We start from the raw sequence: 11886 nt of genomic DNA on the forward strand, positions 1-11886 counted from the left end.
TCCCGCAGGGCCCGCGGGTGCTCGAATGAACGAGTGACCCCCGAACAGCCCGAACAACCCGAGCGGCCGGAGCAGTACGAACAATCCGAGCGGCCGGAGCAGTACGAACAACTCGAGGAACGCGGCAAGCCGATCGGCCGCCGGGTCCTCCTCGGCACCCTCGGCCTGGGTGCCCTCGGTGTGGTCGCCGCGCCCACCCTCCAGCGCGGCCTGGAGTCCTTCCTCGGCAACGCGGCGGACAAGGACCCCACGGGCCTGACCGGCCTGCTCCCGAACGGCGGCGGCTTCCGCTACTACTCGGTCGCGTCCTCCGTCCCCCACAAGAACGCCGGGAACTACCGGCTCACCGTCGACGGGCTGGTCGACCGCCCCAAGACCTACACCCTGGCCGACCTGCGGGCCCTGCCGCAGACCCGGATGGTCAAGGACGTGCAGTGCGTCACCGGCTGGCGCGTCCCGGACACACCCTTCGAGGGGGTACGCCTGTCCCGGTTGCTGGACGCCGCGGGAGTGCGCCCCACGGCCGGGGCGGTGCGTTTCACCTGCTTCGACGGCACCTACACGGAGAGCCTCACCCTCGACCAGGCCCGCCGCGCGGACGTCCTGGTCGCCCTGCGCATGCAGGACAAGGACCTGGGCCACTCCCACGGCGGCCCGGTCCGCCTCTACGTCGCCCCCATGTACTTCTACAAGTCGGCCAAGTGGCTCTCCGGCATCACCCTCACCGACGAGGTGAAGCCCGGCTACTGGGAGGAACGCGGCTACGACATCGACGCCTGGGTCGGCCGCTCGAACGGACGCGACGATGAGCCTACGAGCTGAGGCGCCCCCGGCCGCGGAGGTCCGCCGGTTCAGCCGGGCCGAACGGTGGGTGCACCGGCTGACCGCAGCGCTGATGGGCGTCTGCGTGGTCACGGCGGCCGTTCTCTACCTGCCCGAACTCGCCGAACTCGTCGGCCGCCGCGAGCTGGTGGTCCGTATCCACGAATGGGCCGGACTCGCCCTGCCGGTCCCGGTGCTGGCCGGTCTCGTCTCCCGGGCCTTCCGTTCCGACCTGCGCTTCCTGAACCGCTTCGGCCCGCACGACCGGGTCTGGCTGCGCGCGGCCCTGCACCGCGACAAGCGGGCGGCGGCCCGTCCGGCGGGCAAGTTCAACGCCGGGCAGAAGATCTACTCCGCCTGGATCGCCGGTGCCACGCTGGTGATGCTGGGCACGGGCCTGATCATGTGGTTCACCCACCTCACTCCGCTGATGTGGCGCACCAGCGCGACCTTCGTCCACGACTGGCTCGCCCTCACCATCGGCATCGTCCTCGCCGGCCACATCGGCATGGCACTCGCGGACCCGGAGGCCCGTCGCGGTCTGCGCACGGGGTCGGTGTCGCGGGAGTGGGCGGACCGGGAGCATTCCCTCTGGCGGCCGTGAACGGGGTCGTGCCGCCCCTGCCGCGATGGGTCATCTGTCGGCCGCGGCACCGTTGTGGCTGGTCGCGCCCACGCGGCGGAGCCGCATATTGATACAGCCCCGCGCCCCTTTGGGGCGCCTCAGTTGCCGAAGTCGAGCAGCACCTTGCACGACCGGCTGCGGTCCGCCGCCAAGGCGAACGCCGACTCCGCCTCCCGCACCGGCACCACCGCGCTCACCAGCCCGTCGAACGACGGCTCTGCCGCGAGCAGCTTCAGCGCCTCGTCGAACTCCGTGTCGAAGCGGAACGCCCCGCGCAGCTCTATCTCGCGGCTCACCACCAGGTTGCCCGGGAAGGGGCTCTGACCCGGCGGCAGCATCCCGAGCTGCACGACGGTCCCGCCGCGCCGCACCAGTCGCAGGCACGCGTCCAGGCCCGCGGCCACCCCGGACGCCTCGATCGCGGTGTCCACCTCGGACGGCCACCCGGGGTCGGACGGATCGTCGGCCCGTACGACGGTGTCGGCGCCGGCGATGCGTGCGTACCGCAGTGCCTCCGGCAGCAGGTCCGTCACCGTGACGTGCCCGGCCCCCGCCGCCTTCGCCGCCGCGACCACCAGGCAGCCGATGGGCCCGGCGCCGGTGACCAGGACGTGCCGCCCGGCCACCTCGCCGGCCCGGCGCACGGCGTGCAGGGCCACGGACAACGGCTCGGCGAGCGCGGCCCGGCGCGGTTCCAGGCCGGTAGGGAGGGGCCGCAACTGGTCCGCGGGCACGGTGAAACGGCCCGCGAATCCGCCCTGGACGTGCGGGAATCGGGCCGCGCTGCCCAGGTACCGCGTGTCCCGGCAGACGTTCCGCCGCCCGTCCGCGCACTCCGGGCAGACCCCGCACGGCGTGGCCGGGTGCACCGCGACGGCCGTACCGGGCAAGGGACCCGAGCCGCCGGCGCCGTACGAGACGACCGTCCCGACCACCTCGTGTCCGAGCACCATCGGCTCCTTGAGGCGGAAGTCGCCGACCCCGCCGTGGAGCCAGTAGTGCAGGTCGGAGCCGCAGACCCCGCCGTAGCGGACGGCGACGAGCGCCTCGCCGGGGCCGGGGGACGGGGCCTCCAGCTCGTCGACGCGCAGATCGCCCTGACCGTGGATCACACAACTCAGCATCGATGCCTCCCGGGCGTCACAGCACGCTGGTCATTCCGCCGTCGACGTACAGCACTTGTCCGCTGATGAAGTCCGCGGCGGGCGAGGCGAGGAACAGCACCCCGCCGACCAGGTCCTCCGTACGGCCCCAGCGGCCGGCCGGGGTACGCCTGCGCACCCAGGCGCTGAACTCCTCGTCCGCGACGAGGGGTTCGGTCAGTTCCGTCTCGATGTAGCCGGGGCCGAGGCCGTTGACCTGCACGCCGGAAGGGCCCCAGTCGGCGCACATGCCTTTGGTGAGCATCTTGAGGGCGCCCTTGGTGGCGGCGTAGGGCGCGATGCCGGGGCGGGCCACCTCGCTCTGCAGCGAGCAGATGTTGATGATCTTGCCGTGGCCGCGTTCCGTCATCCGGCGCGCCGCCTCGCGGCCGACCAGGAACGCGCTGGTCAGGTTGGTGTTCAGGATCCGATGCCAGTCCGCGTCGGTGAACTCCAGGAGCGGGGCCCGCAATTGCATCCCCGCGTTGTTGACCAGGATGTCGAGCGGGCCCACCCGCTCTTCGACCTCCGCTGTCCCGGCGGCCACCGAGGGCCCGTCGGTGACGTCGAACACCGCGGTGTGGACGTCGCCGGGCAGTTCGGACGCGGCCTTGGCAAGGCGCTGCTCGTCCCGTCCGTTGAGGACGACCGTGCAGCCCGCCTCCAGCAGTCCGCGGGCGAGCGCGAGGCCGATGCCGCGGCTGGAGCCGGTGACCAGGGCCGTGCGGCCGGTGATGTCGAAGAGGGGGTGAGCCGTCATCGTCGTATGCCTCCTATGTCGCCAAGTCCCTAATTCACCCAAGGCCCTAAATCACCAAGGACAACAGCAGGACGATGCCGCCCGCGACCACCGAGATGATCGTCTCCATGACGGACCAGGTCTTGATCGTCTGGCCGACGGTCAGGCCGAAGTACTCCTTCACCAGCCAGAATCCGGCGTCATTGACATGGCTGAAGAAGAGCGAACCGGCGCCGATGGCGAGGACCAGCAGGGCGGTCTCCGTGGTGGACATGCCGGCCGCGAGCGGGGCCACCAGGCCGGCCGCCGAGACCGTCGCCACCGTCGCCGAACCGGTCGCGAGCCGGATCGCCACCGCGATCAGCCAGGCCAGCAGCAGGGCCGGGATCGACCAGTCCTCGGAGATCTCCAGGATCATCTGGCCCACACCGGAGTCGATCAGCGTCTGCTTGAAACCGCCGCCCGCGCCGACGATCAGCAGGATCCCTGCGATGGGCGCGAGGCCCTTCTCGACCAGCCCGGAGACCCGCTCCTTGGCGAAGCCCGCGGGCCGCAGCAGCGTGAAGATGCCCAGCAGCACGGAGGCGAGCAGGGCGATCAGCGGGGAGCCGATGACGTCGAAGACGCGCTGCGTCGTGTTCTCGGGGTCGTCGATGACGATGTCGACGAGCGCCTTGGACAGCATCAGGACGACCGGCAGCAGGATGGTGGTGAGGGTCGCGCCGAAGCCGGGGCGGTTCTCCAGTTCCTCGGAGGCGCGCTGGGGGATCATCTTGTCCGGGGCGGGGACGTCGACCCAGCGGGCCGCGTACCGCGAGAACAGCGGGCCGGCGATGATCACCGTCGGGATGGCGACGAGCACGCCGAGCGCCAGCGTGACACCCAGGTTGGCCTTGACCGCGTCGATCGCGACCAGCGGGCCGGGGTGCGGCGGCACCAGGCCGTGCATCACGGACAGGCCCGCGAGCGCCGGGATGCCGATGCGCATCAGGGAGTAGTTGCCGCGCTTGGCGACCATCAGCACGACCGGGATCAGCAGCACGACACCGACCTCGAAGAACAGCGGCAGACCGATCACCGAGGCGATCAGCACCATCGCCCACGGCATCGAACGGCCGCTCGCCTTCGCGAGGATCGTGTCGACGATCTCGTCCGCGCCGCCGGAGTCGGCGAGCATCTTGCCGAGGATCGCGCCCAGCGCGATCAGGACGCCCACGCCCGCGACGGTGGTCCCGAGTCCGGTGGTGAAGCTGGTGATCGCCTTGTCCAGCGGCGCCCCGGCGAACGCGCCGAGCGCCAGCGACCCGATGGTCAGCGACAGAAAGGCGTGCAGCTTGAACTTGGTGATGAGCAGGACGATGACGGCGATGCCCGCCAGGACGGCGATGCCCAGCTGAGCGTGGCCGGCCGAGGTGATGGGCTCGACGGTGTCCGCTGCCAGCAGCTCGGCGTTGAGTCTGGTCACGGGTGTTCCCTTGCAGGTACGGGGATGGGGAGAGGGGCGTGGGGGGTTGCCCGGATGACCGGGAGAATCGGGGTTACTGAGTCGGCTCGGGGAGCGCCGCGAGGGCGGTCATGGCCCGCTCGGTGATCTCCTCGGGGCTGCCGGAGACGTCCACCGCGACGCCCGCCTCGTCCGGCTCCAGCGGCTGGAGCGTGGCGAACTGGGAGTCGAGGAGGGCCGTCGGCATGAAGTGGCCCTGGCGGTGTGCCATCCGGTCCTCGATGAGGGCACGGTCGCCGGTGAGGTGCACGAAGACGATGCCGGGGGCCGCGGCCCGCAGCCGGTCGCGGTACGACCGTTTCAGCGCGGAGCAGCTGACCGCCCCGCCAAGACCCGCCCGCCCGTGCGCCCAGGAGCCGATGGCGTCCAGCCAGGGCCACCGGTCCTCGTCGGTGAGCGGGGTGCCGGCCGACATCTTGGCGATGTTGGCCGGCGGGTGGAAGTCGTCGCCCTCGGCGTACGGGACGCCGAGCCGGGCGGCGAGCAGGGGACCGATGGTGGTCTTGCCGGTGCCCGCGACACCCATGACCACGACGACATGGGGGGAACGCAGCTGCTTCATCGTGCTCTCACTGTCTGCATGCATGTCTCCGTCGACACGTGCCTCGAAAAATCTGAATGAACTGAAGCTCATTAGGTACGACGAATTCAAGAGTCTGTGACAAATAAGTCTGACTTTTTGATTCCGTGACCTTCCCCGTACGCTGAGTGCATGAGCGCACCGGGCCGGGGGCTGCACGGCCATGTACTGGAATGCCTCGGTCCCGCGATCACCGCGGGCGAGTACCCGCCGGGCAGTGTCCTGCGCACGGACGAACTTGCCCAGCGGTTCGACGTGTCACGCTCGGTGATGCGCGAGGCGGTCCGCGTTCTCGAGTCCATGCACCTGGTCGAGTCCCGCCGCCGCGTGGGCGTCACGGTCCGGCCCAAGGCCGAGTGGAATGTGTACGACCCTCAGGTCATCCGCTGGCGGCTGGACGGCGCCGACCGCCCCCGGCAACTGCGCTCCCTCACCGTGCTGCGCTCCGCGATCGAGCCGGTCGCCGCGGGCCTCGCCGCCAAGCACGCCACCGCCGAGCAGTGCGCCGAACTCACCGAGTGCGCCCTCGGCATGGTCGCCCACTCCAAGGGGCACCAGCTGGAGGGCTACCTCCTCCACGACGTCGCCTTCCACCGGGTGATCCTCAACGCCTCCGGGAACGAGATGTTCGCCCGCCTCGGGGACGTCGTCGCCGAGGTCCTCGCGGGCCGCACCCATCACGACGTCATGTTCGACGACCCCGACCCGGCCGCCGTCACCCTGCACGTCCAGGTCGCCGAGGCGGTCCGCGCGGGCGACGCGACCCGCGCCGAGCACCTGACGAGAGAAATCACCGAGGGCGCCCTCCAGGAACTGGACATCCTCGCGCCCTAGTCGGCCAGGAACTCCCCGTCGACGTACACCCACGCGCCCTCCACCCGCTCGAACCGGCTGCGCTCGTGCAGTGAGCCGCCCCGGTACGAGGCGCGGAAGGTGACCGTCCCGGTGGCGTGGAACGCCGACCCTTCACCCGTGCCGAGGATCTCCAGCCCCGTCCACTTCATCCCGGGATCGAACTCGACCCGCGCGGGCCGCGTCCGCGGATGCCAGGTGCGCAGCAGATACGCCTCGTCCCGTTTCGTAAAAGCGCTGTAACGCGAGCGCATCAGCGCCTCCGCGGTCGGTGCCGTCGCGTCCCCCCGATGAAACCGGCCACAGCACTTCTCGTACGTCTCCGCAAGACCGCACGGGCAGGAACGTGTGTGCGCGGCGATGGAAGCGCGTTCTGGCCGGTGAGCCGCGTTGCGTCGGGACATGTCTCCATTCTGCGCCAACACCGGGTGTGAAGAGATCGTGGAGCATCCGTTCCGACGCGCGCACATCGCGTGCGAGTCATGTTCGGCACCCTCCATGGAACCTCCCTCAGGGCTGGCGTGAACACGCCTTGTATGCCAACTGCATACTCACCAAGGTGGGTTGCGCACATGAGCATCAGGAGTCACAAGCGCGCTGCTTGTCCTGGACGGCCGTCCGTCCGGGAACTGACGGGGGAAAGCTGATGCGGTGTCCGTGGACCGGCCGCGTAGTCACGCGCCGGGGGTCTCTGCGTGCGCCGGAACGGACCTCACCCTCTGCCGCCTCTTGGTGCCTTTGACCGGTGCCTGAGAAGGGATTGGAGGGGGAATGCCGACGAATGCAGTGAGCGCCGCCAGGCCGACGTACCCGGGCGTCTACGTCGAAGAGCTTCCCAGCAGCACCCGCACGGTCTCCGCCGTGACCACTTCGGTGACCGCCTTCGTGGGTCACACACGGCGCGGTCCGCTGAACGAGCCGGTGCGCGTCACCGGCTTCGCCGAGTTCGAGCGCCGCTTCGGCGGACTCAGCTCGCAGAGCGCCGTCGCGTACGCGGTGCACCAGTTCTTCGCCAACGGCGGCTCCGTCGCCGTGATCGTCCGGGTCGCCAAGGCCGGCAGCGGCAAGGCCGCATGCGTCGTCCTGGAGTCCACCGAGGGCCACAGCGAGTCCCGCGTCCTCGAAGTCCACGCCAAGGAACCCGGCGTGTGGGGCAACGGCCTGCGCGTCGCCGTCGACTACGACACGCCCCACCCCGACGAGACCTTCAACCTGCGGGTGTACGACGCCAAGGGCGACGCCCGCGAGAGCTACACCGGCCTGTCCATGGACACCTCGCACGGCCGGTACGCACCGACCGTGATCAACGCCGGCTCGAAGCTCATCCGCGTCGAGGCGGTCGGCGAGGGCCGCCCCGACCCGTCCGGCACCGTCTCCAAGCCGTTCGGCGACGAACTGCCGAACCTGGAGGTCGACCTCACCGTCAAGATCGGCGACGTGGAGCGCGAGTTCAAGCTCTACGACCCCGACTGCGACGGCGAAGCCCCGTGCAGTGTCGCCGAGTTGGCGCTGCTCCTCGAACGCAAGCTGCGCGCGCTGCCCGACGCGCCCGGCAAGCACGCCTTCGCCGGCGCCGAGGTCACCGCGTTCGGCCGGCGCATCCAGGTCGTCGCGGGCTCCACCGACCCCGAGGACGTCGTCCGCTTCCTCGGCGAGTGCGCCAACGACCTGGGCCTGGAAGCCTCGGTCAACCCGCCGGTGTTCCCGCTGGAGGGCGGCGAGGACGGCGAGGCGCCCGGCCCGCGCGACCTCATCGGCTCCGAGGCCGACAAGTCCGGCATCCAGGCGCTGCGCGGCGTCGCCGACGTGAACCTTCTCGCGCTGCCCGAGCTGGCGGCGTACGAGAACACCGAGGACATGGTCACCGTCGTCTCGGCGGCGCAGCGGCTGTGCCAGGAGCGGCGGATCTTCCTGCTGGTCGACGCGCCCAGCACCTGGGTCAGCGTGGACACCGCACGCGCGGGGCTCGCCGCGTTCGACGCCGTTCGCGGCAACCACGCCGGCCTGTACTTCCCGCACATCCAGCTCACCGACCCGCTCACCGGGCGGCTGCGCGCCTTCCCGCCGTCCGGCGCGGTCGCCGGCGTCATCGCGCGCACCGACTCCGAGCGCGGCGTGTGGAAGGCACCGGCCGGTACCGAGGCGCGGCTCGCGGGCGTGCGCTCGCTCACGGTCGACCTGACCGACCGGGAGACCGGGCTGCTCAACCCGCTCGGCGTCAACTGCCTGCGCACCTTCCCGGTGACCGGCCCGACGGTCTGGGGCGCGCGCACGCTGGAGGGCTCCGACGCGCTGGACAGCGAGTGGAAGTACGTGCCCGTGCGGCGGCTCGCGCTGCACGTGGAGGAGAGCCTCCAACGCGGCCTGCAATGGGTCGTGTTCGAGCCCAACGACGAGTCCCTGTGGCAGCAGATCCGCCTCAGCGCCTCCTCGTACCTGCACACGCTGTTCCGCCAGGGCGCCTTCAAGGGCAAGACGCCGCGCGAGGCGTACTTCGTCAAGTGCGACCACGAGACCACCACAGCCGAGGACATCGCCAACGGCGTCGTCAACGTCCTGGTGGGCATTGCTCCGGTCCGCCCGGCCGAGTTCGTGATCGTCAGGATCCAGCAGACGTCCGGGCAGTTCGAGCTCTAAGGAATCCCGAGGACATTTCGATGGCAGAGTTCACGGTCAACGCCCATCGGTTCGACCCGTACAAGAACTTCAAGTTCCTGGTCCTCTGGGACGGTCGTACGGTCGCGGGCATCAGCAAGATCAGTCCCCTGAAGCGGACGACGGAGGTCGTCAAGCACCGGCACGGCGGCGACCCGTCGTCGCCGCGCAAGTCGCCCGGCCGCTCGGAGTTCGAGGGCATCACCCTGGAGCGCGGGGTCACCCACGACCCCGAGTTCGACCGGTGGGCCAACAAGGTCTGGCAGGTCGGGGCGGGTCTCGGTTCGGAGGTGTCCCTCGCGGACTTCCGCAAGGACATCGTCATCCAGGTGCTCAACGAGGCCGGCCAGGTCGCCGTCTCGCACAAGCTGTACCGGACCTGGCCCAGCGAGTACCAGGTGCTCGGCGAGCTGGACGCCAACGCCAACGCGGTGGCCATCCAGTCGCTGAAGCTCGAGTGCGAGGGCTGGGAGCGGGACTACGAGGTGCCCGAGCCGGAGGAGCCCTCGTTCCTCAACCCGGCGTGAACTGAAGGACGTTGGGGGAGCTGATGGCTGGGTCGGCTGACCTGCTGGCCACCTGGGAGGCCGGGCTCGGCGAGGCGCCGGCCGGGCGCGCGCTGCTGCTGCACCGCACCGCGCGCCCGGACCTCGACGCCGCCGCCCTGCCCCGGCTTCCGGTCGGGGAGCGCGAGTCGGACCTGTTCGCGTTGCGCCGGGCGCTGTTCGGCGAGCGGATGCAGGTGCGGCTCGGCTGCACGGCGTGCGGCGAGGACATGGAGTTCGACCTGGACGCAGGGGAGTTCGCCGAGAACCTCGCCGGGCACGGTTCGGCAGCGCCCGGAAGGGGCGCGGGGAACTGCGCGACCAGCCACGACGGACCCGCAGAAGCCCGGCGACCTATCGCCGCACTTCCCGCGGAGCGCCTGGTGCGGGTGTCCGAGGGCGGCTGGGAGGTGGAGTTCCGGCTGCCCGGTGTCGCCGACCTGACGGCGGCGGCCCGGGCCGCGGACCCGCGCGGGGCGCTGATCGCGCGGTGCCTGGTCTCGGCCGAGTACGCCGGCGAGGTCCGCCCCGCCGACGCGCTGCCCGCGCCCGTGCAGCACCGGATCGCCGAGGCGGTCGAGGCCGCCGACCCGGGGGCCGACGTGACGCTCAACGTGGCCTGCCCCGAGTGCGGGCAGGCCACCCGGGCCGAGCTGGACATCGCCTCGTACCTCTGGACCGAACTGGACGCCTGGGCACGGGACGTGCTGCTCGACGTCCACCTGCTCGCCACCGCCTACGGATGGAGCGAGCCGGAGATCCTGGCGCTCAGCCCGCTGCGGCGCCGCTACTACCTGGAGCTGTGTGCGGATGTCTGACGCCGAAGGGGCGCCGGCCCCCGACTTCCTCGACCGGCTGCTCGCCCGGCACGCCGCCCCGGCGGCGGCGCCGCGTCCGGGCGTGGTGCGGGTAGAGCCCCGGCTGCCCGGCCCGTTCGAGCGGATCGAGGCGGTACGGGCCGGAGCGCCGGAACCGGACGGCACCGACCTGCTCTGGCCGGCCTCGGCCCCGACGCCTGCCCCGACGCCGGACGTATCGCGCCCGGCGCCCGCCCCGGCCGGACCGCGCACGGAACGCGAGCGGACGATCGTACGCACCGAACGGGCGCCCGCCGACCCGGTCGTACGCAGCATGCCTCCCGTGATCGCGGAGGCACCCCTGCTGCGCCCCGCCACGCCGGTCACCCCCGGCCCGCGACCCACGCCGGACACCACCCGGCGCACGGCAGGCCCGGGCCGCTCGGACCAGGACACGTCCCGGACCGCGGCGTCCGTACCCATCCCCCCGGGCACGGACGCCGCCCCCCGCACCACGGCACCGGCCCTGCGCCCCAGCGCGGCGGAAACGGCGGCGGCCCGCGAGGCCGTACGGCAGGCCGCGGCACGGCGGCCGGGACGGGCGGCCGAGCAGGTGGTGCAGGTGCAGATCGGGCGGCTGGAGGTCACGGCGGCGCCCGCCGCGAACGGCACCCGGCCGCGGGCCGGGGCGACGCCGCGACAGGCCGCGACCGTGAGCCTCGCCGACTACCTGGCACGGGGGCACGAGTGAGCCGTACGACAGCAGCAGGACGAGAGAAGCCGAGGAACTGACGTCATGAGCAACGCACTGGCCATCGCCCATGTCACCCAGGCCCTCGCCCTGCTGATCGAGAACAACGTGGGGCCGGAGTTCGGCGAGGCCGTCAAGGTCGAGCCGCGCAAGCCGCCGGCCGACCCGCAACTGGACCAGCCCACGATCTCCGTGTTCCTGTACCAGGTCACGCCCAACACCTCGCAGCGGAACAACGATCTGCCGACCCGGGCGCCCGACGGCACGCTCGTCAAGCGGCCCGCGGCGGCACTCGACCTGCACTACCTGATCAGCGCGTACGGCGACGAGAAGGAGCTGGTCGGCCAGCGGCTGATCGGGTCCGTGGTGCGCACGCTGCACGAGATCCCGATCCTGCCGAAGGACGTCATCGAACAGGCCGGTGAGCGGCCCTACTTGGCGGGCAGCGATCTCGCCGAGGCGGCGCAGCGGGTGCGGTTCACGCCGACCGTGATGGACGTCGACGAGACGTCGAAGCTGTGGGGGATGCTCTACCAGACGCCGTACTCGCTGTCGGTCGTCTACCAGGCGGCCCTCGTCTTCATCGACGGCCGCGAGGGCCCGGTACCGGGCAAGCCCGTGGAGCGGCCCGAGGTGCGGGTGCTGCCGTTCGGGGCGCCGGGCGCGCCGGTCCCTCCGGGGGCGGAGCCGAAGCCCGAGACACCGCCGGCCGCGGTGCCGGACGGGGCGGTGGTGAAGGCGGCGGCCGAAGAGGCGCCCGCTCCGAAGAAGGCCACGAAGGCTCCCGCGAAGGCTGTCGCCAAGACCGCCGCCAAGTCCCCGGCGCGCGCCCGCAGGACGACACCCCGGGCACCCAAGCCCGCACAGGACTGAG

At 71.5% G+C, this 11886-nt stretch carries 13 protein-coding genes; 8 read left to right on the forward strand and 5 right to left on the reverse strand.

Features of this window, described 5'->3' with window-relative positions:
- The first annotated feature begins 33 nt into the window (after window positions 1-33).
- Together OG828_RS38845 and OG828_RS38850 are read left to right on the forward strand one after the other, a co-directional pair.
- Window positions 34-822 carry a molybdopterin-dependent oxidoreductase gene (locus tag OG828_RS38845; protein WP_443062468.1) on the forward strand — a complete coding sequence of 263 codons (789 nt, stop codon included), beginning with the start codon at window positions 34-36 and terminating at the stop codon, window positions 820-822.
- Window positions 806-1426, forward strand: a complete 621-nt coding sequence (locus OG828_RS38850) for a cytochrome b/b6 domain-containing protein (protein WP_328503817.1) — start codon at window positions 806-808, stop codon at window positions 1424-1426. Before OG828_RS38845 ends, OG828_RS38850 begins: the two co-directional genes overlap by 17 nt.
- A 119-nt stretch (window positions 1427-1545) precedes the next feature.
- Here OG828_RS38850 and OG828_RS38855 read toward each other — a convergent pair whose 3' ends face one another.
- The 4 genes from OG828_RS38855 to OG828_RS38870 form a co-directional block, all read right to left on the reverse strand.
- Window positions 1546-2571 carry an L-idonate 5-dehydrogenase gene (locus tag OG828_RS38855; protein ID WP_328503818.1) on the reverse strand — a complete coding sequence of 342 codons (1026 nt, stop codon included), beginning with the start codon at window positions 2569-2571 and terminating at the stop codon, window positions 1546-1548.
- 16 nt (window positions 2572-2587) lie between these two features.
- Complete coding sequence (locus OG828_RS38860; RefSeq protein WP_328503819.1) at window positions 2588-3349, reverse strand: SDR family oxidoreductase; 762 nt, start codon at window positions 3347-3349, stop codon at window positions 2588-2590.
- A gap of 46 nt (window positions 3350-3395) precedes the next feature.
- Window positions 3396-4793 (reverse strand): GntP family permease, encoded by a 1398-nt coding sequence (locus OG828_RS38865; protein WP_328367576.1) that lies wholly within the window; start codon window positions 4791-4793, stop codon window positions 3396-3398.
- 73 nt (window positions 4794-4866) lie between these two features.
- The gene (locus tag OG828_RS38870; RefSeq protein WP_210575044.1) at window positions 4867-5385 is read right to left on the reverse strand and encodes a gluconokinase; all 519 of its coding nucleotides are present in this window, start codon (window positions 5383-5385) and stop codon (window positions 4867-4869) included.
- Window positions 5386-5544: 159 nt separating this feature from the next.
- Here OG828_RS38870 and OG828_RS38875 point away from each other — a divergent pair, with 159 nt between their 5' ends.
- The gene (locus OG828_RS38875) at window positions 5545-6246 is read left to right on the forward strand and encodes a FadR/GntR family transcriptional regulator (protein WP_328367579.1); all 702 of its coding nucleotides are present in this window, start codon (window positions 5545-5547) and stop codon (window positions 6244-6246) included.
- Here OG828_RS38875 and OG828_RS38880 read toward each other — a convergent pair.
- Window positions 6243-6668 (reverse strand): YchJ family protein, encoded by a 426-nt coding sequence (locus tag OG828_RS38880; protein ID WP_328503820.1) that lies wholly within the window; start codon window positions 6666-6668, stop codon window positions 6243-6245. The two genes, OG828_RS38875 and OG828_RS38880, sit on opposite strands and share 4 nt — an antisense overlap.
- A 367-nt stretch (window positions 6669-7035) precedes the next feature.
- On the opposite strand from OG828_RS38880, the gene OG828_RS38885 reads away from it, so the two are divergent.
- The 5 genes from OG828_RS38885 to OG828_RS38905 are packed head-to-tail and all read left to right on the forward strand — an operon-like array spanning window position 7036 to window position 11885.
- Entirely contained in the window at window positions 7036-8901 is a 1866-nt protein-coding gene (locus tag OG828_RS38885; protein ID WP_328503821.1) for a phage tail sheath subtilisin-like domain-containing protein, read from the forward strand.
- A 20-nt stretch (window positions 8902-8921) separates the two neighbouring features.
- On the forward strand, window positions 8922-9446 hold the full coding sequence (locus OG828_RS38890) for a phage tail protein (RefSeq protein WP_004003113.1): 525 nt from the start codon (window positions 8922-8924) through the stop codon (window positions 9444-9446).
- Between the two features lie 23 nt (window positions 9447-9469).
- Entirely contained in the window at window positions 9470-10282 is an 813-nt protein-coding gene (locus OG828_RS38895) for a hypothetical protein (RefSeq protein ID WP_328503822.1), read from the forward strand.
- Window positions 10275-11012: a hypothetical protein gene (locus OG828_RS38900; RefSeq protein ID WP_328503823.1), complete on the forward strand. Its 738-nt coding sequence runs from the start codon at window positions 10275-10277 to the stop codon at window positions 11010-11012. The genes OG828_RS38895 and OG828_RS38900 overlap by 8 nt, the downstream gene beginning before the upstream one ends.
- Before the next feature lie 45 nt (window positions 11013-11057).
- Complete coding sequence (locus OG828_RS38905; protein WP_328503824.1) at window positions 11058-11885, forward strand: DUF4255 domain-containing protein; 828 nt, start codon at window positions 11058-11060, stop codon at window positions 11883-11885.
- Window position 11886 lies beyond the last annotated feature (1 nt).

Source organism: Streptomyces sp. NBC_00457 (assembly GCF_036014015.1).
Taxonomy (GTDB): Bacteria; Actinomycetota; Actinomycetes; order Streptomycetales; family Streptomycetaceae; genus Streptomyces.

Excerpts from the sequence above, each read along its gene's own strand:
- OG828_RS38895 (WP_328503822.1), top strand. The coding sequence starts at position 9,470 with ATGGCTGGGTCGGCTGACCTGCTGGCCACCTGGGAGGCCGGGCTCGGC.
- OG828_RS38900 (WP_328503823.1), top strand. The coding sequence starts at position 10,275 with ATGTCTGACGCCGAAGGGGCGCCGGCCCCCGACTTCCTCGACCGGCTG.
- OG828_RS38860 (WP_328503819.1), bottom strand. The coding sequence starts at position 3,349 with ATGACGGCTCACCCCCTCTTCGACATCACCGGCCGCACGGCCCTGGTC.
- OG828_RS38855 (WP_328503818.1), bottom strand. The coding sequence starts at position 2,571 with ATGCTGAGTTGTGTGATCCACGGTCAGGGCGATCTGCGCGTCGACGAG.
- OG828_RS38885 (WP_328503821.1), top strand. The coding sequence starts at position 7,036 with ATGCCGACGAATGCAGTGAGCGCCGCCAGGCCGACGTACCCGGGCGTC.
- OG828_RS38850 (WP_328503817.1), top strand. The coding sequence starts at position 806 with ATGAGCCTACGAGCTGAGGCGCCCCCGGCCGCGGAGGTCCGCCGGTTC.
- OG828_RS38905 (WP_328503824.1), top strand. The coding sequence starts at position 11,058 with ATGAGCAACGCACTGGCCATCGCCCATGTCACCCAGGCCCTCGCCCTG.
- OG828_RS38880 (WP_328503820.1), bottom strand. The coding sequence starts at position 6,668 with ATGTCCCGACGCAACGCGGCTCACCGGCCAGAACGCGCTTCCATCGCC.
- OG828_RS38875 (WP_328367579.1), top strand. The coding sequence starts at position 5,545 with ATGAGCGCACCGGGCCGGGGGCTGCACGGCCATGTACTGGAATGCCTC.
- OG828_RS38890 (WP_004003113.1), top strand. The coding sequence starts at position 8,922 with ATGGCAGAGTTCACGGTCAACGCCCATCGGTTCGACCCGTACAAGAAC.